This is a genomic window from Geotalea toluenoxydans JCM 15764, assembly GCF_001311985.1.
GTDB classification, from domain to species: domain Bacteria; phylum Desulfobacterota; class Desulfuromonadia; order Geobacterales; family Geobacteraceae; genus Geotalea; species Geotalea toluenoxydans.
Genome location: NZ_BBCJ01000022.1, coordinates 55,398 through 75,738 on the forward strand (window position 1 = coordinate 55,398; position 20,341 = coordinate 75,738).

Annotated in this window: 17 protein-coding genes and 4 pseudogenes; 3 read left to right on the plus strand and 18 right to left on the minus strand. The window is 56.3% G+C overall.

Going from position 1 to position 20,341, the window contains the following annotated elements:
* Nucleotides 1–34 precede the first annotated feature (34 nt).
* From JCM15764_RS14525 to JCM15764_RS14545, 5 genes and pseudogenes are all read right to left on the minus strand, one after another.
* The gene (locus tag JCM15764_RS14525) at nucleotides 35–1,735 is read right to left on the minus strand and encodes a glutamine--tRNA ligase/YqeY domain fusion protein (protein WP_054696997.1); all 1,701 of its coding nucleotides are present in this window, start codon (nucleotides 1,733–1,735) and stop codon (nucleotides 35–37) included.
* A 6-nt stretch (nucleotides 1,736–1,741) separates the two neighbouring features.
* The gene (ispF, locus tag JCM15764_RS14530; protein ID WP_054696999.1) at nucleotides 1,742–2,257 is read right to left on the minus strand and encodes a 2-C-methyl-D-erythritol 2,4-cyclodiphosphate synthase; all 516 of its coding nucleotides are present in this window, start codon (nucleotides 2,255–2,257) and stop codon (nucleotides 1,742–1,744) included.
* Between the two features lie 20 nt (nucleotides 2,258–2,277).
* The gene (gene ispD / locus JCM15764_RS14535) at nucleotides 2,278–2,976 is read right to left on the minus strand and encodes a 2-C-methyl-D-erythritol 4-phosphate cytidylyltransferase (protein WP_054697001.1); all 699 of its coding nucleotides are present in this window, start codon (nucleotides 2,974–2,976) and stop codon (nucleotides 2,278–2,280) included.
* Between the two features lie 140 nt (nucleotides 2,977–3,116).
* Nucleotides 3,117–4,504, minus strand: a pseudogene (gene selA / locus JCM15764_RS14540) (L-seryl-tRNA(Sec) selenium transferase).
* A 132-nt stretch (nucleotides 4,505–4,636) separates the two neighbouring features.
* A pseudogene (locus JCM15764_RS14545) lies at nucleotides 4,637–5,339 on the minus strand (GntR family transcriptional regulator).
* A 161-nt stretch (nucleotides 5,340–5,500) separates the two neighbouring features.
* Here JCM15764_RS14545 and JCM15764_RS14550 point away from each other — a divergent pair.
* From JCM15764_RS14550 to JCM15764_RS14560, 3 genes and pseudogenes are all read left to right on the plus strand, one after another.
* Nucleotides 5,501–6,543: pseudogene (locus tag JCM15764_RS14550) on the plus strand (potassium channel family protein).
* A 123-nt stretch (nucleotides 6,544–6,666) separates the two neighbouring features.
* Complete coding sequence (locus tag JCM15764_RS14555) at nucleotides 6,667–7,305, plus strand: sugar phosphate isomerase/epimerase family protein (RefSeq protein ID WP_439645304.1); 639 nt, start codon at nucleotides 6,667–6,669, stop codon at nucleotides 7,303–7,305.
* A gap of 102 nt (nucleotides 7,306–7,407) precedes the next feature.
* A complete protein-coding gene (locus JCM15764_RS14560) occupies nucleotides 7,408–7,608 on the plus strand; it encodes a hypothetical protein (protein ID WP_054697005.1) in 201 nt (66 codons plus the stop codon).
* Nucleotides 7,609–7,630: 22 nt separating this feature from the next.
* Here the strand turns inward: JCM15764_RS14560 and JCM15764_RS14565 are convergent, their stop codons facing one another.
* The 13 genes and pseudogenes from JCM15764_RS14565 to JCM15764_RS14620 form a co-directional block, all read right to left on the minus strand.
* Nucleotides 7,631–8,272, minus strand: coding sequence for a GDSL-type esterase/lipase family protein (locus JCM15764_RS14565; protein ID WP_243689049.1), 642 nt, complete (start codon nucleotides 8,270–8,272; stop codon nucleotides 7,631–7,633).
* Nucleotide 8,273: 1 nt separating this feature from the next.
* A complete protein-coding gene (locus JCM15764_RS30000; protein ID WP_439645305.1) occupies nucleotides 8,274–8,591 on the minus strand; it encodes a methyltransferase in 318 nt (105 codons plus the stop codon).
* Complete coding sequence (locus tag JCM15764_RS14570) at nucleotides 8,495–9,160, minus strand: methyltransferase (protein ID WP_439645306.1); 666 nt, start codon at nucleotides 9,158–9,160, stop codon at nucleotides 8,495–8,497. The genes JCM15764_RS30000 and JCM15764_RS14570 overlap by 97 nt, the downstream gene beginning before the upstream one ends.
* A 273-nt stretch (nucleotides 9,161–9,433) precedes the next feature.
* Nucleotides 9,434–9,976, minus strand: a complete 543-nt coding sequence (locus tag JCM15764_RS14575; RefSeq protein WP_054697008.1) for an NUDIX hydrolase — start codon at nucleotides 9,974–9,976, stop codon at nucleotides 9,434–9,436.
* Between the two features lie 3 nt (nucleotides 9,977–9,979).
* A complete protein-coding gene (locus tag JCM15764_RS14580; RefSeq protein WP_054697010.1) occupies nucleotides 9,980–10,336 on the minus strand; it encodes a hypothetical protein in 357 nt (118 codons plus the stop codon).
* Between the two features lie 151 nt (nucleotides 10,337–10,487).
* On the minus strand, nucleotides 10,488–11,162 hold the full coding sequence (locus tag JCM15764_RS14585) for an ABC transporter ATP-binding protein (RefSeq protein WP_054697013.1): 675 nt from the start codon (nucleotides 11,160–11,162) through the stop codon (nucleotides 10,488–10,490).
* The gene (locus tag JCM15764_RS14590; protein ID WP_243689050.1) at nucleotides 11,159–12,319 is read right to left on the minus strand and encodes an ABC transporter permease; all 1,161 of its coding nucleotides are present in this window, start codon (nucleotides 12,317–12,319) and stop codon (nucleotides 11,159–11,161) included. Before JCM15764_RS14590 ends, JCM15764_RS14585 begins: the two co-directional genes overlap by 4 nt.
* A complete protein-coding gene (locus JCM15764_RS14595) occupies nucleotides 12,320–12,706 on the minus strand; it encodes a hypothetical protein (protein ID WP_054697014.1) in 387 nt (128 codons plus the stop codon).
* A gap of 109 nt (nucleotides 12,707–12,815) precedes the next feature.
* The gene (locus tag JCM15764_RS14600; protein ID WP_243689051.1) at nucleotides 12,816–13,145 is read right to left on the minus strand and encodes a hypothetical protein; all 330 of its coding nucleotides are present in this window, start codon (nucleotides 13,143–13,145) and stop codon (nucleotides 12,816–12,818) included.
* Between the two features lie 305 nt (nucleotides 13,146–13,450).
* Nucleotides 13,451–15,193 (minus strand): hypothetical protein, encoded by a 1,743-nt coding sequence (locus JCM15764_RS14605; RefSeq protein ID WP_054697018.1) that lies wholly within the window; start codon nucleotides 15,191–15,193, stop codon nucleotides 13,451–13,453.
* Between the two features lie 109 nt (nucleotides 15,194–15,302).
* Entirely contained in the window at nucleotides 15,303–16,349 is a 1,047-nt protein-coding gene (locus JCM15764_RS14610; RefSeq protein ID WP_243689052.1) for a Fic family protein, read from the minus strand.
* A 537-nt stretch (nucleotides 16,350–16,886) separates the two neighbouring features.
* Nucleotides 16,887–19,288, minus strand: a pseudogene (locus JCM15764_RS28585) (LON peptidase substrate-binding domain-containing protein); the annotation flags it as partial.
* Between the two features lie 70 nt (nucleotides 19,289–19,358).
* Complete coding sequence (locus JCM15764_RS14620) at nucleotides 19,359–20,300, minus strand: M48 family metallopeptidase (protein ID WP_054697022.1); 942 nt, start codon at nucleotides 20,298–20,300, stop codon at nucleotides 19,359–19,361.
* Between the last annotated feature and the right edge of the window lie 41 nt (nucleotides 20,301–20,341).

Genomic DNA, 20,341 nt, shown 5'->3' on the forward strand with positions numbered 1-20,341 from the left:
TTATCCGGGCTGTTGAAGTTCCACACGCGGGCCGTCATTCTTTCTTGCCGCCGGCCCCCCACGAATCGCGCAGGGTGGCGGTGCGGTTAAATACAGGTCTTCCGTCGTCAGCCGGTGAGCTCACGTGAAAGTATCCCTGGCGCTCGAACTGGTAGCTGGAGCCCGGTGCGGCCTTTGCCAGATCCGGCTCAAGGCAGGCGGTATCCAGCACCTGCAGGGAGTCTTTATTAATGAAAGTCTTGAAGTCCTGCCCCCCCTTGTCCGGATTGGGGACAGTAAAGAGCCGGTCATAGAGGCGGACTTCGGCTTTCACGGCATGGGGCGCCGAGACCCAGTGGATGGTGCCCTTGATCTTGCGGCCATCAGGAGCTGAACCCCCTCTGGAGGCAGGATCGTAACTGCAGTGGACTTCCACGATTTTACCCGCTTCATCTTTGACGATACTTTCGCATTTGACGATGTAGGCGTAGCGCAGGCGCACCTCTCGCCCAGGCGCCAGGCGGAAGAAACCCTTCGGCGGCTCTTCGAGAAAATCGTCCTGCTCCATATAAATCTCTTTGGCAAAGGGAACCATCCGTGAGCCCATGGCCGGATCGTTGGGATGATTGGCCGCCTCGAACTCTTCGGTCATGTCTGCGGGATAGTTGTCGATCACCAGCTTGAGAGGGCGCAGGACTGCCATCGCCCGGGGAGCCCTGATATTGAGGTCGTTGCGGACACACTCTTCCAATATGCTCATGTCGATCCAGCTGTCGCTCTTGCCGACGCCGATCTGGTCGCAGAAGCTGCGGATGGACTCGGGGGTATAACCGCGCATCCGTAAGCCGGACAAGGTCGGCATGCGCGGATCGTCCCAGCCGGAGACATCGCCATCCTGCACCAGTTGCAGAAGCTTCCGCTTGCTCATCACCGTGTAGGTGAGATTGAGGCGGGCAAACTCGTACTGATGGGGCTGGTAGATGCCGAGCCGTTCCAGGAACCATTCGTAGAGGGGGCGGTGGTCGGCGAATTCCAGGGTGCAGACGGAATGGGTGATTCCTTCGATGGAGTCGCTCTGGCCGTGGGCGAAATCGTACATGGGATAGATGCACCATTTGTCGCCGGCGTGGGGATGGGGAGTGTGGAGAATGCGGTACATGACCGGGTCGCGCAGGTTGAGGTTGGGGGAGGCCATGTCGATCTTTGCCCGCAGCACCTTGGCCCCATCGGCAAACTCGCCGGCACGCATCCGGCGGAAAAGCTCAAGGTTTTCTTCCGAAGTGCGGCTGCGGCAGGGGCTCTCCTTGCCCGGTTCGGTGAGGGTGCCGCGGTGGGCGCGGATTTCCTCTGCGGTCAAGTCTTCCACGTAGGCATCACCCTGGCGGATCAGCTGTTCCGCCCACTGGTAGAGCTGCTCGAAATAGTCGGAGGCGTAGTAAAGGTGTTTCCCCCAGTCAAAGCCGAGCCAGCGGACGTTTTCCTTGATAGCTTCCGCGTATTCCACATCCTCCTTGGCCGGATTGGTGTCGTCGAAGCGAAGGTGGCAGCGGCCGCCGAAGTCCCGGGCCAGGCCGAAGTTGAGACAGATGGATTTGGCGTGGCCGATGTGCAGGTAGCCGTTGGGCTCGGGCGGAAAGCGGGTGACGATAGTTTTGTGTTTGCCGCATTTCAGGTCTTCTTCGACGATGTTGCGGATAAAGTTTGTTGTTGCCGTAGCTTCCGGCGCAGATACATTGCTGTTGACGGTAGATTCCATATATTTTTACCTCGTTTCCAGGACCTCTCTCATTTCGGGTGAAAGCTCGTGTCTGCGCTGCAGCAGAGCCACTGCATAGGCAGCTATTCCTTCGCCCCGGCCGCAAAAGCCAAGTTCTTCGGTGGTGGTCGCCTTGACATTGATCCTGCTTGCTTCCGTCTCCAGGGCTTTGGCGATGTTCTCCCGCATCAGGGGAATGTGGACTGCCAGTTTCGGTCTCTGGGCTACGATAGTCGCATCCACGTTGCCGATGGCATACCCGCGGTCGCGGGCCAGCCCCATGACATGCATCAGCAGCTTGATGCTGTCGGCCCCCTTATAGGCAGGGTCGGTGTCGGGGAAATGTTTGCCGATATCACCTTCGCCGATGGCGCCTAATATGGCGTCGGAAATGGCGTGAATGAGCACATCTGCATCCGAATGGCCGAGCAGCCCTCTTTCGTAGGGTATATCTACTCCGCCGAGGATCAGTTTCCTGCCGCTGACCAGTTTGTGCACATCATATCCATGACCTATTCTCATTGTAGCCTCTTTCAAGCACTTTATTTCTTCAAAAAAGTCTCCGCCAGCAGCATATCTTCCGGCGTCGTAATCTTTATGTTCCGGTAGTCCCCCATGACCACATGCACCTGTCTGCCCATGCGTTCCACCAGCGAGGCATCGTCGGTTCCCAGGAAGCCTTCGGCGGCAGCAATTTCATGGGCGGCGCTGATGATGCCGTGCCTGAAGGACTGGGGTGTTTGGGCAAGCCAGATGTTTTCCCTGGGGGGGGTGCCGGTCACCACGCCGGCTTCGACGGTCTTTACGGTATCCTTGGCCGGTACGGCCACAAGGGCGCCGTCGTATTGGCTTGCAACCTCAATGGAATGTTTCAATATCTTCGTTGGAATGAAGGGCCTGACTCCGTCGTGGATGATGACCACATCGTCTTCCCTGTACCCGCTCAGCGCCCTGATTCCGTTGAGTACCGAATACTGCCGTTCACTGCCGCCGGCGATGACATCGCGAACCTTGGTGAAGCCGTATTTTTCCACCACCTGCTCACGACAGAAGGCGATCTCCGCTTGGGGGATGACCACATAAATGTCGTCAACAAAGGATGCCTCCTCGAAAATTTCAAGAGTGTGGGCCAGAATGGGCCTGCCGTCCAGGAGCAGGTATTGCTTGTTCATGCCTGCTCCCATGCGTTTCCCCATGCGTTTCCCCATGCCGGCGGCAGGGATTAGTGCAACGGCTCTCATTTTCCGGCCCTCCTTGGATATATTGGATGGAAGCGGCTGTTATTCCGCCAACAAAATCGTGCAATTATACATGGATGGGACAAAAAGGCCAAACAGAAATTGGTCGACGATGGGCGTCGGCACCCTCCAGCCGCAGGTTGTCAGGGGGCAATGCCTTGCAGGGCAGCGGTCAGGGCCGGTATATCTTCTTCGTTAATGGTGCGTGGGTCAAGGAGAAAGGCCCCTTTGAAAATTCTGCCGATGACCGGCACCGGAGAGAGCCTCATGGCCTTTTCGATTTCCTGGGCCGATTTGTCGCCGACGCCGACCGATATCAGCGTGGTGGGGAGTTGAAGGAGGGGAAGGGCGCCTCCTCCGACCTGGGAGAAGCCTTCAACGAGGGAGAGGGTCACAACGTCGGGAGCAGCATTCTGCAAGCGTGCCGCAAGCTGTTTTGCAGTCTCGGCAAGCTCCTCCTTGGAAAGGGCGAGCATGCGCAGTGTGGGGATTTCCTGCAGCGCCCGTCGCTCGTCGCGGTATAGCTGCAGGGTTCCTTCCAGTGCCGCCAGGGTAAGCTTGTCTATCCTTACAGCCCGCAGCAGCGGATGCTTTTTCATGGTTGCCAGCAGTTCCTTGCGACCGATGATGATGCCTGCCTGGGGGCCTCCCAGGAGTTTGTCGCCACTGAAGGTGATGACATCCACCCCGGCGCTGACGAATTCCTGCACCGTCGGCTCATTGCAGCCAAGCCTCCTGGAGAGCTCCACCAGGTTGCCGCTTCCCACATCCGCCATTACCGGCAGGGAATGCTGCCTGCCCAGCTCGACCAACTGTTCGGCCGATACTTCGGCGGTAAAGCCGACTACGGCGAAATTGCTGCAGTGGACCTTTAGCAGCAGGCCTGTTTCCGTAGCTACAGCAGCGCTGTAGTCTTTAGGTGGGTACGGTTGGTGGCCCCGACCTCTCTCAATATGGCGCCACTCTGGCGCATGACGTCGGGAATGCGGAACGAGCCGCCGATCTCCACCAGTTCTCCCCGCGAGACGATGACTTCTCTGCCGGCGGCAAGGGAACTGAGGGCGAGCAGTACCGCGGCGGCGTTGTTGTTGACCACCAGTGCAGCCTCTGCACCGGTAAGCTCGCAGAGGATTTCTTCCACGTGGGCATAGCGGCTCCCTCGTTCTCCCGTTGCCAGGTCGAATTCCAGGTTTGAGTAGCCGAAGGCTATTTCATTCAGGGTCTGGCGCACGCTTTCCGGCAGGGGCGACCGTCCCAGGTTGGTATGGATGACAACGCCGGTGCCGTTGACCAGCCGCTTGAGGTTCAAAGAGTTGATCTCATCAAGCTCCCGGTTCACCCTCTTCATGATCGCCTCGTCGGTGAACAGGCCCGCGTCCCCTTCTTCACGGAGCACGATGGCACGGAGGACTTCAAGCACATTACGCACAGCCTTCATCACCACCGGGCGGGGATGTGTTTCCAGTAGTGTCTGGACGCCCTCCCAGCTCAGTACTTTGTCCACCTTGGGAATCTGCTTCAAAAGGTTCAACAGCTTACCCTCCCGTGATTAAAGTTGAAATAAAAACATCCACAGCTTAGCACAGAGGAACGGATTTTCCATAGTGGAAATGCCGTGCAACCGGTAAGGAGTGGATGTGTCGTACCGCCGCTGAGGGTGGGGTTAAAGGTCGAGATGCTTCGCTGCAGTCTGCTCTGCCTTCTTCATTGGCGTAGCGTCAGGCCCGCTTTTTATCAGGACGATGCCCCCATATTCGGCGTTTTTCTGAACCAGCTTTTCCGCAAGATTGGCATTTTTGTTACGAAAGGCCTCGATGATTTTCTCATGCTCTTCCACGGAGACCTGCATCCGTCCCTTCTTGCTCAGGGAGGCAACCCTCAGCCGCTGGAACTTCTTCACCAGGCCGTTTACCATCTCATAGAGCTTATCGTTGTTTGCCGCCTTGATAAACAGATCGTGAAAATCGTTGTGCACCTTGAAAAAATTTTTGATGTCGCCGGCTTCGGCCAGGTGATGCAGTTTCTGGTTAATGGCAGTAAGTTTATCCAGCTCCTTTGCCGTCAGGTTGTCGCAGGCCTTGCGTGCGGCATAGCCTTCGAGGATGCTCTTGATGGCGTAGAACTCTTCCACGTCCCGCTGGGAAAAGGCTGCAACCACTGCGTGCGGGGAATTACCGAAAGATACCCTTCCGATTCCAGCTGGCGGAAGCTTCCCGGATGGGGGTCCTGCTGATGCCGAAGCGTTCGGCCAGTTCAGGTTCGGCCACTTTTTCTCCCGGCTTCAGGGACCCGCTCATGATGGCATCACGGATCGTTTCAAGGATTCTTTCCCTGAGGGTCAGATGCTTTTCAATGTTTCTTTTCATGGCGGTCCTCCAGTTAGTGGCTAATTGTATACAGTATACAAGAATTGTCAAGAATTTACCCCTTTGCCGGGAGCAATCAACTACTTACGTGCTTTTTTATGTCATTAATGTCTTGAAATTTAGCAGTGGCGAGGGTATTTTAGGCGGGAAAAGGAGTTTGAATGGATCCTGTCCGCCACCTGAAAATATCGGTTCTGGTGCTGGCCCTGCTGGTCTCCATAGGTACTGCCGGCTACTCGACCATCGAGGGGTGGCGTCTGCTCGATGCACTCTACATGACCGTGATCACACTGGGGACCGTCGGCTTCCGGGAAATACACGAGTTGAGCGACGCCGGCAAAATCTTTACCATGGTGTTGATCTTTTTCGGCGTCAGCGTCCTGGGTTACATCGTTGGCAGTCTTGCCCAAATCATGTTCGAGGGGCAGCTGCAGCGCATTATCGGGAGGAAAAAGTTGGAAAAGAAAATAAATGCCTTGAGCGGCCACTATATCATCTGCGGCTTCGGCAGGATCGGCGCCCTGATCTGCAAGGAATTTGCCGCAAAACCTCTCCCCTTTGTCGTGGTGGAAAACGACCCGCTGGTGTGGATAGACTGGCCCAGGACAGCTACCTGTTTCTCAGGGGGAATGCCACCGATGACGAGACATTGCTCAAGGCCGGCATCAAGAAGGCCAAGGGTCTGATTTCCGTGGTCACGTCGGACACGGAGAATGTCTACATCACCCTGACCGCCCGCGGCCTCAACCCTGACCTCTACATCCTTGCCCGTTCCGGAGAGGAAGGATCGGAAATAAAGCTGAAGCGGGCCGGCGCCAACAAGGTCGTCTCGCCTTACCTGATCGGCGGCAGCCGTATGGCCCAGGCTATCCTCCGTCCCAACGTCATGGACTTCATCGAGATCGCCACCGGTCGCGAGCATCTGGAACTGCAGATAGAAGAGATCGTCATCCCCGCCACCTCCGGCTTTATCGGGGAGAATCTTGCCAGTTCCGGCTTCCGCCGTGAGACAGGCGTCATCATTGTCGGCATCAAAAAGGCCTCGGGGAAGATGGTCTTCAACCCCGAATCCCATACCCATATGGAGGCCCATGACACCCTCATCGTCCTTGGCGAGCCGACGGCCATCTTCAAGCTGGAGGAGCTGGTGAACTGCGGCAAGTGCGCCGACGACGTAAAAAGGCACAGGAAAAACCATGAATAAAAAAGTATTCGCCCATGTACATACCCGCACCTTGGCCGCAACCTGGATTACCTCATTGCCAACCGGATCAATCCGGAGATTTTCTTTTCCGCCGACGCTCTTGACGAGGTGATCCCTGAAAAAATGCAGGCTGAGGCCGATGCCCTGACCGGCAATGGCCTTGCCTGCACCATCCACGCTCCCTTTATGGACCTGAACCCTGGTTCGGTGGTGCGGCAGATCCGGGAGGTGACCAGGCGCAGCTTTAATGATGTGCTTGATGCAGCAGAGATCTTCAAGCCGCAGATCATGGTATTTCATCCCGGATATGACCGCTGGCGCTACGGAGAAAAGAAGGAGGAGTGGCTCAGGCACAGCATCGACACCTGGCAGGGAGTGCTGGAACGTGCCGAAGGGATCGGCTGTACCATCGCCGTTGAAAACATCTTCGAGGAGGAGCCTTCCACCCTTGTGGCGCTGCTGGAGGCAATAAACTCCCCGCGCTTGCGCCACTGCTTCGATGTGGGGCACTGGAATCTGTTCAAGACGGTGGGGATGGAAGAATGGTTCGCCGCCCTTGGCTCTTATATCGCCGAAACCCACATCCACGACAACCATGGATTCAGGGATGATCATGCGCCGCTGGGCGAGGGAGGAATTGATTTCAAGCTCTTTTTCAGCCTGATGGAACAGTCCGCGCCGGAAGCCGCGCTGACCATCGAGGCCCATAGCCTGGAGAAGCTGGACAGGGCACTGACGAACCTGCAACAGTTCCTGCCCTGAAAGGGAATTACCTGCCCTGTTTTTCATTTTCCTGCTGACGATAATCTGAGCGACGATGTCGGCAACGATCACTGCCGTGACGATGAGGAGCAACAGCGGTTTTTGCCTGAAGTAGGCCAGACAGGAGAAAAAGCTATACAGCGCCACCACCAGGGCCAGCATGGTTCGGATGGTCTTGGCCGCCGATTCCATGGCTTCCTCGTCTGCCGCAGCTGTCCGCACAAGGATCGGCGCGGCATGGTAACCGATGGTGGCATCGATGATGGTGAGAAGTATATTGAAGGCGAAGATATGGGGAGATAGGGATCAATGGCCATGCTGAGTATTAATAGAGGATGCCTTCGGCAAGGTCAACGAAAAATCCCGTTTCGTCAGATAGCGCCCCTTTCATGGAGCAGTTTTGCCAGCCCCTCCGCCAGCTTGCGGTAGCCGGCGGCGTTTGGTGTATCGGATCCGATTTCAGCGACCTTTTGGTCAGGATGCGGGTCAGCGTCTTTTTGTCGCAGGGAATGCCCGCCTCTTCAGCGATTTCGGCATAAAACGGGGGCGGGGCAAAGGAGAGGTCCAGCGCCGGCACGCTGACCAGTACCGCCGATGCCCCCCTTTCCTTTACCAGCCGTACCATGGTGCGCAGGTTGGCGGAGATCTCGCCGTGGGCCGTGTGGCGGAGCATGTCGTTGCCCCCTTCACAGATGATTACCACTGCCGGCTTCAACTGCTCCAAAAGGCCCGGCAGCCTCTGCACCCCCTCCGCTGTTACCTCACCCGGAACGCCGCCATTGACGACCTTTCTCCCAGCCAATTGCTCCAGCACCGCCGGGTAGCTTTCTCCGGCGGCAGCACCGGTGCCGTAAGTAATACTGTCGCCGAAAGCGAGTATCACCCCATCCCCAGGAAGGCTGGGGATTTGTTCTGCCTTTGAGCAGCCGGTCAGCAGGAAAATCAGCACTATCCATGTCAGGCGCATACTATTTTTTCCCGACGATACCGGCGATGATCCCTGCCCCATTGGGCAGCTCCACCGGAAGTCGCCTGATCTCCCCTGCGCCGGCAGATTGCAGCATCCCGAATATCTCCTTTTCTGTGTAAGCCTGCCCATGGGGCGTAGCCAGCAGCATGTTCATTGAGAACAGGGCCGGGAAGAGCGGACCGTCCTGATCGTTGTTCATGATAAACTCCTGGATCAGGATCATGCCCCCCGGTTCAAGTGCTGATACCGCTTTTTCCAGAAGGACAGTACAGCCTGCAGGCCCTTCCCCATGGAGAATGTGCGACAGCCAGGCCACGTCGAAGATTCCCTTGATCCTTCCTTGATGAAATCTCCCGATTCGAAGGCGATGCGGTCGGAAAGACCGAACTGTGAAATGGTCCGTTCAGCGAAGGGGCGGGTGGTGGGCAGATCGTAGACCACAGCGGAAAGCTCGGGATTGTGAAGACAGAACTGGATGGCATAGGTTCCCGGACCACCACCCAGATCCAGGAGCCGCTTCCGCCCCGAAAGATCGATGGCGGAAACGATCTTCGGCGCCAGTTGCATGGCCAGGTTGAACATCCCCATCTCGAAGCTTTCCCGCTCTTCGTCCCCAGCCTCGTGGGAAACTCGCTGTCTGATCGGTCCGCCGCTCCTTACCGCCTGGTCCAGGTGCGCCCAGCTTTCCATGAGGTGGTGATGGTGGAGGATGATGTGTCCCAGATACTGTGACGAGTTTTTGCTAAGGAAGTTACGGGCAAAGGGTGTGGCGCGGTAGGAATTATGCTCCTTTTCCAGCAGCTCCAGGGCCACCAGAGAGTTGAGCAGCATGGCCAGTCCCCTTGCATCGCTGTTTATACGCCCAGCCAGCTCTTCGGCTGCCATTGGCCCTTCCCCCAGTTGGGTAAAAACATCGAGCTTGACCGAGCATGGAGGCACAGGCGCTCCAGTAGCCACCGGAAAGTTGCAGCAGGTCGGCCGGATTCCAGATTTTGTTTTCCATGATTGCCTCCAGTAAAGCAAGAAATATCTAAATCACTTGATCTTTCGCCATTGTTGTTTCAATTCCCTCTCCTTTGGGAGAGGGCCAGGGTGAGGCCACCTTCTCCCTCAGGGAGAAGGGTTCAACGGCAGAACAGTGATCAGCGAGCAAAGCGATTATAACAAAGGGACGGCAGGCTGCAAAAGGTAACTCCGCACCGCCTCCCGCAGGGACGGGAAGGCTATTTGTTCCGGATCGACCTCATCCCGGTCGACCCAAAGCAGCTCAATCAGGTCGTCGGCTGCCTGCATGGCAGGGAACTCATCCAGACGCACCGTCAAGACCAGGTCCAGGGTGCTGTAAGTTATATCCCGGTACAGATAGCTGTTCGGCAGAGACATGAAGTAACTCCCTGCGGGGATCTTGATGCCAGTTTCCTCCAGCACCTCCCGCCCGGCGCACTCCTCGGCGGTCTCTTCAGGATCGACGAAGCCGCCGGGTAGGTCGAGCATCCCCTTGCCCGGATTGTTCCTGCGGACGCCGAAGAGGATCTTGCCCCGGCACTCGATAATCACACCTACCGCCGCTGCCACATTGAGAAAAAGGGTAAAGCCACAGGCGTTGCAGTGGAAGTTCTTGGTGCTGTGCCAGGAGAGGCTGGTGGCAGCACAGCGTGGACAGTGGCGGATATGCTCAGCTTCGGCGGGTCGATGGGGCATGGATCACCCCCTTATGAGGAACGCTGCCAGGACCAGGGAAAGCAGCCCAAACCCAGCGGCCAGGAGAATGGCAATCTTCAGCCGTGTCTGCAGGGTTTTGACAGCTTCTTCCAGAACGTCGATGGTCAGGGCCTGCTCCTTGATCAGCTCCTGCTGCTTAACCAGGGCAGCTTCCAATTCCCCGATCCGCCCCTGCAGCTGCTCAATTATGGGGACCGTCACTTCTTCGCCCGGTTGCTGCGGCTGCCGTCGGTCCTTTATTTTCTTCAGTATCTCCGGCCCATACTGCAGCGCCATATTGGCCACCTGTCCCCAGGCCACTCCGCGCATGGCCGTTGTCAGAATCGATGCGATACCCATAGGATACCTCCTGTTGCTCATGGAAAAACGGACTTAAGGCTTGCAAAAGCAAAAACACAGTTTTTATGTATCACGATCCTGCCGGTATTTCCAGCATTGACCCATTAAAAAAGGCCGCCCCCTTGCCGGGGCGACCCGATAACATGAAATATTACGGATCTATCCGGCCGTCCTTCACCCTGATGATATGCTGGGCTCTGGCGGCAATGTCGCTGTTGTGGGTGACGATGACGATGGTCTTCCCCTGTCGGTGAAGCTTGAACAGTATCTCCAGCACCTCGGCCTCAGCTGCCGAGTCCAGATTGCCGGTCGGCTCGTCCATCAAAATGATCTCCGGATCATTGGCCAGAGCCCGGGCGATGGCCACCCTCTGCTGCTGGCCACCGGAAAGCTGATTCGGCCTGGCATCGGCTTTGTCTGCAAGACCGACCTGCGACAACAGGCCAAGTGCCCGTGGGGCCTGCTCCTTTTCCGGGACCCCGGAGAGCATCATGGCCGTTTCCACGTTTTCCCGGGCCGTCAGTCCCGGCAGCAGGTTGAAAAACTGGAAAACGAAGCCGATCTTCTCACCCCTCAGCCTGGCCAGGCTGCTGTTGTCGAGCCTGTTCAGCTCTTTGCCGGCCACGGTGATAGTACCGCTGTTTGGGCGGTCCAGACCGCCGATCAGGTGCATGAGAGTACTTTTGCCGTGGCCGGAAGGGCCGATGATGCAGGTAAAGGAACCTTTCCCGATGCTGAAATCGACCCCGCGCAAGGCATGGGTGGTGACGCTGCCGGTAACGTAGCTTTTTGTCGCTTTTTCAGCGGTAATAATCGTCTCATTCATAGCTGATTGCCTCCACCGGTGTAAGCCTCGCTGCACGCCATGCCGGATACACTCCCGCGACAACGGCAACGGCCACGGAAAAGAAGATGGAAACTGCAATGACACCGGCGTCGATCATCGTGCCGGTACCAGACCCTTTGACCAATGAGGTGAAAGCGTTCTGGCTGATGTAGGGGGTGGCGAGGATGGAAACCAGAAGGCCGACCCCCACCCCCGACCACCCCACCCATCAGGCCATAGAACCCTGATTCAAGCATGAACATGGCAAAGATCTTTCCCTGGGTTGCCCCCAGCGCCTGCAGAATGCCTATCTCCCTCTTGCGTTCATAGGTTGCCGTGAGCATGGTATTGATGATGCCGAAGGCGGCGGCAAGAACGGAGACGGCGGCAATGAGCTGCAGGGTGATGTTGACCGTGCCGACGATGGAGAGCACCGATTTCAGCATTTGCTTGTCGGAAACCACCCCCAGACTGACAGACTCCTTGATCTTTTCCATATAGGCATCGGTTTTTGCCAGGTCATCGACCCGGACCGCCACATAGGAGACGCGATCGATGGACTTGTAGAGCCTTTGTGCGGTGGCCATGGGCAGGAACAGGGTGAAGTCGTCCCTGCCGCCGGTCTCCTTCAGCACCCCCTTGACCGCCAACTGCTCGCCCCTGATCCTGACCAGGGAACCCGGCTGCAGCTGGAATTGCTTTGCCGCTTCGACGCCGACAACCGCTGTTGCCTCGTCCGATGAGGAGAAGTAGCTGCCTTTCGCCAATTGCCACCCTTTGAAATTCAGGGTTATTGATGGTTCGATGCCGCTCACAGCCACCGGTTTATTGTTAATGGCCGTTTTCTGGGAAAGAAACGGTACAGCAGTCAGCCCCTTGATGGCGCTGATCTTTTTTACCTCGTCGCCGGTTATATTTGTCGGCATCTCATCACCGACCAGGACCGAGAGTTGTTCATAGCCGCAGGAGCCTTTGGGAATGACGATGAGGTTTGCGCCAAGGGCTGCCGTTTCCCGGTAGATCTCGCTCTTCAGGCTGCCTCCCATGGAGAGAAAGGTGACGAAGGAAGAAATGCCGATGGTGATGCCGAGGAGGGTGAAGACAAACCTCCCCCGGCGTCGGGTGATGTTTTTCACGACCAGTTTGGAGAGAGTCATTTACCCTCCGATCTTGTGGTTGCGTACCACCTTGAGCTTGTCGGCGGCAAAGAGGTAACCCCCGTCCATGTTGACGAACTTGCCTGTTGCCCGGATCTCGTCTCCCACTACCGGTGGCTTTCCCTGGTACTTGATGGGGACAAAGACCTTGTTGCAATTTGCGGTTTTGCACTGCAATTCCTTGATGTCCATGATGCCGAAGATAGTCGGGTCCTGCGGCGAGGTTCCCCCCATGACACCGGTGACGGTGATGGTGCCGGCGTAGGCTCCCGGGTCGGAGCTGATCTCGTTGACGTTGAGCGCTTTTCCTCCGCCTGCAGCCAGCAGGACATAGGAAAGGGCTGCACCGAAGACAACTGCAGCTGCAATGATCATATATTTTTTCATTTCCGGATCTCCATTGATAGATGAGCAAGGGTGCGGGCACAGCTATTCCGGCTTTTCCAGACGCTGTGTCCGGTTATATGATGTTTGATTAAATAGTTAGCGAAAGGAATCAGTATTCGGGGGGATAATCGATGGAGCGGCCGAATCCCGGCAGGTGCATCCGCTGGGCAGGCGTGCGATGGGAGAAGGAAAAAAGTGGCTGAGAAAGGTGTGATGGACCGTGGTGGGAAAGGGCCGCAGCCATGCATGACGGACATGGGCAGTCAGGCACGGAGCAGGGAACTGTTTCCGCAGGATCGGTGCCCTTTTCATGGTCGCAGCAGGTATTGCCGGCTGTACTGCCGGCGAAGACCGCAGCAGTTGCGGCAATGCCACTGAAACTGATGATGGCAACGAGAAGGAGAATATAGGAGACTATGCGGAGAAAAAAGGCATGCACGCGTTCACTGTAAAGGAGCTGCCCGGAAAATGTCAAGGCTAAGGTTGGACAAGCCGGTGCTGGTCAATTCTCTTGCACAAACTTTCCTGGTGTCACGTGCGCTCGTGGAGAGAAAAACGCCAAATATGGGGATGTCCCTAGTTTTCCCTAGTTTTCCTTATGGTGAATAACATCGGAAAGCCGTGTGCGGGAAAACTGCATGCACGGTTTGATGAGGGAGGGCAGGGGGAAACCTGCTCTCTACTCTACCTTTTTCTTCTCCTCGATCATGCTAGCGGACGACGAATTCCGAGCAACGACCCATCTCATTGTGAAACACCTCGTATCGGGATAGCCGACGAGTCCTCGGACGGCCAGCCGTTCGAGGAATTCCATTTCCGCAAGAAGCAGCGACCGGTATGTGGGATGAAGATGAAGAGGGCCGACGCGTTATACTGCTTCCAATATATCTCCGCTTCGACTGCGATAGTTTCTTCTTGGTGTTGGATTTCGCCCTCTGGTGAACGCGTGGAATACCTTACTTTAAACGAAAGAGGCTGAACTTGCAGATCGTCGTCACCTGGCTCTGCGCAGGGTAAGAACACGCGATAGCGACACCTCGCCGACAACCTGGTTTCGTTGACATCGAACTGGATCAAGTGATTGCCATGTTCTCGCACGTCGAAGGCCTTGTAGAAGCTAGCGACCAATGAAAGGACGTCCCGCGATGACGGGTCCGAAGGGATGTCGATTTCTTGCTGTCGCTGCATTGACCCGCACTCATATCGCTTAGGAGTCATTAGATCAACCGGTTCGTTTCGTCCACACTCTTTCACCTCGACGGAGTAGGTGAAGCGGACTCGGTCGGAACTATCATCAAGAGTCACTCCGATTGCAGACGCCAGTATGCTGCTTTCCCTCCTAGAGAGGTAAAATCGACTCCGATGCAATCGCGCTGAATCTGAGTAGATGATTGTTGAAATGTCTTGCAAACTATCTAAATAAATAAAATCACGACTAAATCGAGGCATTGCCTCTGGGGAGTAACTGGGAACAAAGTTCTCTGGAAGGCAGGGGCGAATGACAAACCGATACTCATGCTGGTACGTGTAGCTCCGGCGCTTGGCGAAGGGCAAGATCCCGGAGTTTGTGAATAGAGCGTTACACTCACGTGCGTCGTAGGGGTCGTAGTAGTGGGCTCTTCCTTCGCTAATCTCGATCTCATCGGCTTGGTCACGCCACTGTGGCACGAGATTGGCAACCCCCCGCGCAAAACGCCGCGAGAACTCGTCCTGGTCTGTAATGACGAGGCAGGCCATGGGTTCCTCTGCGCCACCGTCCGCAACCTCACCTCCGAAGTTGCCAAACAGTCGCCAGTCATAGACGCATGACAAACAGAACATCAGGTAGTCCGTTTTCTGATGGATCTTAACGTCTACAACATTTGGGTTCCCAGGCCATGGGCGCACCGATGCATCGTTTTCAATGATCAAATCCTCCGCAAGCAGCGACAGGCGGATACACAGCTCGTTTGAGTCGCTGCGGGCTGCGTCGAGTACAAGGTCCGTAGTTGACGCGCACCGCAGGAAGATTTCTCCTTTAGAACGTAAAGATTCGATATTGCTCAGCTTGTCGTACCGGTAAAATTCCCGCCCGCGCGTAACCCCGGCTAACTCTCGTGGGGTTGAAAAGCCAAGAGGGGGCAGGTGGTCCAGCATACCTTCCTCAATCACAGTGCTCGCGCCGCGGATGGCTAATTCTTCAACGGTGTGCGCAAGTCGATCCCGCCAGTAGTTGATATAGCGTGTGTTGGCGGAATACCGGTTGCGCCGTGAGACGTAGATAACATTGCAGATGAGATCGCTAGCTCGATGGCGCAGTGCCTCCTCCGACAGATGTCGTAGGTAACGGCGCGAATGGTACTCGGCGCGCTGCCGCCGCTCATGACAGGTGTAGGAACGGACGCGCTCAACGTGTGCTGCTGGGAACGCAGCGTCACCGAGAATAGCTTCGGCCGAAGTTACCTGAATTGGGGGTGCGGGTCGAACTCTAATAGCAATGTGATCCATGCAGCTACTGGTTTCCTTTCAGGAATTTGTGGGAGACACAATACGGATTATTTCCCCTTTTGTATAAATAGGTGCCAGATCAGCACAATTTACAAAAGCCCATCAAACCCTACTCAAGGCTTGCCTCCACTCCTTCAGGATATAGACGAGGGAAATAGTATCCCACCAGCGATGCCGGGAAACCGAGCATTACCGGCCCCTTTTCCGAGCCGGAGACCAAATAGCCTTTTTCTAACAGACTACTGACCACCCTGCGTGCCGAGCGTTCCGGCATTCCGATGATGTGGGGTATTTCTCCACGTGCTATTTCCCCCCGTAAAAATACATCTCTCAGTAAATGACCAGCCTCGGGCTTCAATTCACCAAAAGCAACGTTGCGATCGACAACCGCCTGTATTCTTTTCTGCATACCATCCAGGTCCAGAAGGCCCGCCATAAAGTCAATCTGGTCAATGGCGGTTTTGAGGAAAAATTTGCAAAATCCCAGCAGCCCTGCTTGTGTCAAGTTCCCACGGCCATCCAGGTCTCCTCTGCGGGGTTGGTCTGCTCCGGCCAATGCAGCCAGGTATTGTTCGCGGTTTCTTGCGAATCCTCGGGAAACGGTCCACAACCCGTGACCATCTATCTTTGCCGTCTTAAGATACGCATGGGTCATAAGGCGAGTAACGCGCCCATTGCCATCCAGGAAAGGATGAATCCATGCAAGCCGGTGGTGGGAGGCGGCCGTTGCGATAACCTGATTTAGCCCTTTCAGCCGGTGAGGATCGTAGACGTCCTCGAATCGTTTCATAAAAGCGTTCAGGTATTCCGATTTGGGTGGCAAGTGTCGCCCGACCGCAACCTCCAATTCCCTTGTATTCCCGGGAACCACTTGTTCAGTTTTTCCATCTGCACGTTGTACGACACGATATTCCTCGGGCATCCGTTCGTAAAATTCTTTATGTATCCAGCACAAAAAGCTTTTGCTTGTAATGAAAATTTCGGGAGCATTCTCGATGCGGGATTCGATGCGTTTCTGCACCTCTATATGTGCTTTGCTTTCCAGTTGCCGCGCTCTTTTTGCAGGATCCTTGGAGAAATCATCGCGCATGGCGCGGTCGATATCTACAGGATGGGTGTTATGTCCCTCGATTAAATTGGAATAGTAGCTGTTCATCCTTCTTACCAGTTCAATGATTCCTCTCCGGGTGACAGGATGAACAGCGGCGCTGATGGCGGCAGATTTTCGGATCACCTCAATGGCCAGATCGCCCAACTCTCCCGTGGCATCGGCAGGCATCATCGGTTCCATTTCTGAAATATTTGTATAAAAACCATCTTCCATGGTGGTTCCCCATTAGGCCGGTTCTTTGGCCGATAATGAAATATCGTAACTTTAATTAACTTAAAAACCAAGTTCGTGTCAATTTCGACCTGATTTGGCCGGTTTGTTGGCCGCTATTGCTAATTACAACATATGTGAAAACAGTACGTTGTAATTGATTGCATAAAAAACATCGACTATTTTGGCCGATGTTGTGGCCGATGTTTTTGTAGCGCATTTTATCAAATAAATAAATAACTAATTTTGTTTTCTAATTTTTTTGGCCGATAATTTGGCCGATCTTGCGGAATCCGGAAACAAAAAAGCAAAGGACCGAATAGATCCTTTGCTTTTGCTTTATCCCATTGCCCGACGCGGCTGCTCCGGTCACCCTTTGCCGAAGGCTACCTTGTACACATCCTTGTATTCCCGGGCGAAGTGCACCTCCAGCCCCTCTTTCAGATAATCGGCCAGTTCGTCGAAGTCCTTGCGGTTGGCTTCGGGAAAGATGAGGGTCTTGAGTCCGGCGCGGCGGGCGGCGATGGTCTTTTCCCTGACGCCGCCGATGGGCAGCACCCGGCCGGTGAGGGTGAATTCGCCGGTCATGCCCAGTTTTTTACGCACCGGCTTGCCGGTTATCATGGAGATGAGGGCCGTGGCCATGGTGATGCCTGCTGAAGGGCCGTCCTTGGGGGTGGCGCCGGCCGGTACGTGCAGATGGATGAAGTGGGTGTCGAAAAAGTCCTCCGCTACGCCGTAGTCCTTTAGATGGGCCATGACGTAGGAATAGGCGATTTCCGAGCTTTCAACCATGACGTTGCCCAACTGCCCGGTCTGGCGGAAGCCCTTGCCCTTGCTGGGCATGGCGGTGGCCTCGATGGGGAGGGTGGCGCCCCCCATGCTGGTCCAGGCAAGGCCGGTGACCACGCCCGGTACCGCCTGGAAGAGTTCTTCGGTGGTGAAGACCGGCTGCCCCAGGAACTCGGTCAGCTCCTTCTTGCCGACGGTGATGGCTTCGCTGCGGCCGGAGGCGAATTCCATGGCCGCCTTGCGCATGATCTTCTTGATGCGGTTTTCCAGGGTCCGCACCCCCGCCTCCCTGGCCCAGCCGTCGATGAGTGCCGCCAGGGCATCCTTGCGGATCGTTACCTGGCCCGGCTTCAGGCCGTGGGCCTTGAGCGCCTTGGGGATCAGGTAGCGGCGGGCGATCTCCAGCTTTTCCTCCATGATATAGCCGGAAAGACGGATCACCTCCATCCTGTCCAGGAGCGCCGCCGGAATGGTGTCCAGCTGGTTGGCGGTGGCGATGAAGAGGACGTTGGACAGGTCGAAGGGGACGTCCAGATAATGGTCGCGGAAGGAGGCGTTCTGCTCGGGATCTAGCACCTCCAGAAGGGCCGAGGCCGGGTCCCCCTGGAAGGAGGCGCCAACCTTGTCGATCTCATCCAGCATCAGTAACGGATTGGAGGTGGCGGCGCTTTTCATGGCCTGGATGAACTTGCCGGGCATGGCGCCGATGTAAGTGCGGCGGTGCCCCTTGATCTCGGCCTCGTCGCGCATACCCCCCAGGGAGAAGCGGTAAAAGGTTCGCCCCAGGCATCGGCGATGCTTTTCCCCACCGAGGTCTTGCCCACACCAGGGGGACCCACCAGGCAGACGATGGAGCCGGAGATATCTCCCTTCATTTTGCCCACGGCAATGAATTCGAGAATTCTTTCTTTCACGTCCTGCAGCCCGTAATGGTCCCGGTCGAGGATGCGCCGGGCCTTGTCCAGGTTGTAGGAGTCCTTGCTGAACTTGCCCCAGGGGAGGATGGTCAGCCAGTCCAGGTAGTTGCGGGTCACATGGTACTCGGCGGAAGATGGCTCCAGGAGGCGCAGTTTTTCGATCTCTTCATTCACCGCCCGCTCCGCTTCCTGATTGAGCTTCAGCTCCTTCAGCCTTGCCTCGAACTTCTCGATTTCGCTGGTTTTACCCTCCTTTTCCAGTCCCAGTTCCTTCTTGATTGCCTTCAACTGCTCGCGCAGGAAAAACTCCCGCTGCTGGCTGCTGATCTTCTCTTCGATCTGCTTGGAGATCTTGCTCTGCAGCCGTGAAACCTCCAGCTCTTTCTTCAAAAGGATCAGTACCAGGTCGATTCGTTTGCGGACATCGAAACTTTCCAGCACCTGCTGCAGTTCCTGTCCGTCGGCGGAAGTGAGGTTGGCGGCGAAGTCGGCCAGTCGCCCCGGATCGTCAAGGCTGGAGCGGCCGAGGAAGAGCTTGATCTCTTCCGAATAGAGGGGGTTGAGCTGGATCAATTCCTTGAGGGTGGTGAGCACGGCCATGGAATAGGCCTTCAACTCGGCATTGACTGACAGCTCGGTGCCGTAGCTGTAACGGACCGTGGCAAAGAAAACGTCGGGAGGCTCCGAAAGTTCTTCGATGGTGAAGCGTTCAAGGGTATTGATGAGAAAGTGGGAGCTTTCTTCATCACTGTGCATAATCTTGACGATCTTGCCTGCCACCCCGATCCGGTGAAGATTGGCGGCACTGTCGGGTTTGTCCAAATCCTTCACCATGACCAGGCCGATGGTGCGGGAGGGGCTCTCCATGGCCCTTTTTATCGCCGCCAGTTGGTGGGGTTCGTTGACGACCATGGGAATCAGCAAGCCGGGAAAGGCTGGGCGGGGGCGCAGAGGGACTATGGGCAGTCCGGCGGGAAGGACTTCACTGGCCAGGATCAGGCCGCTCGATCCCTCTTCTGCCGGAGTATTCATTTGGTCAGGTATCTCGGGTGATCGGGTCATCATCAGGCTCCTTTCGTCCAGACAAGCTAATCATCACTGCGGCCGAAGTCAACCTCCCTTCGGCAGTTTGATCTCACTTTTCCAGCCCCAGGACACGTCTCATCCTCTCGGTCGTGGAGGGATGGGTGGCGAAAAGGTCGGCCGGCGTCCAGACTTGAGTCTTTTTATCCCTCCCCATCTTTTTGTCCTGCTCGGACTGGAGCCTGCCCAGCATGCCGGCGTACACCTTCGGCTCTATCCCCTTCCTGACCAGGTAGGAGACGGCGGCATCGTCCGCCTCGTTTTCGAAGTCCCGCGAATAGCCGGCGTTGATTAATGTGGTGGGGAGGGTGGCGGAGAGGGTGGTAATGGAGGTGATGTCGCCGGTGACGGCGGCAATGAGGAGGCCGCTGCCGGTACTTTGCAGAACGTGGCGCAGGGCGTGGCGGGCGTATTGGTGTCCTGCTTCGTGGGCAAGGACACCTTCCAGCTCTTCGTCGGTTCGGGCCAGTTCCACCATCCCGTCAGTAACGACGATGAGGCCCCCGGGGAGGGCGAAGGCATTGGCGCCGATCCTGTCACTGGACCGGAATTCCAGACGGTAGGCCTGTGACCGGGGCAGATCCTTTTTCATCCCCTCAAAAAGCGCCGTTAACCGCTGGCGCCTGTCTGCCGGGAGCTTGGACGGTTGCATGAGGTATTTGTCGAGAAACCCCAGGGATTCTTTTCCCAGGCGTATTTCGGAGGCGGGGGGGATGGCCTGGACCACCTGCCGTGTAATGAGGGGCACGCCGTATTTGATGAAGCCGATGATGGCGCCAATGGTCAGGACCAGTGCCAGCAGAACCAGGGGCATACTGCGTTCCCAGCGGCTGATGAACCGCTGCAGCGGATGGTCGTTGCCATCCAGCAATTTATGGAGATTGTCATCGCTGAGGAGCTCGCAGAGGGCTCCATCGGTAAAACGCAGGGAGCGACGCACATTGCCGAGGGGAGGTGATATCTTGACGGAGGCAAGGGGATAACGCACATCCACCCCATCCCCCTGCAGTCTCAGGTCGGTGATCCGTCGTCAGG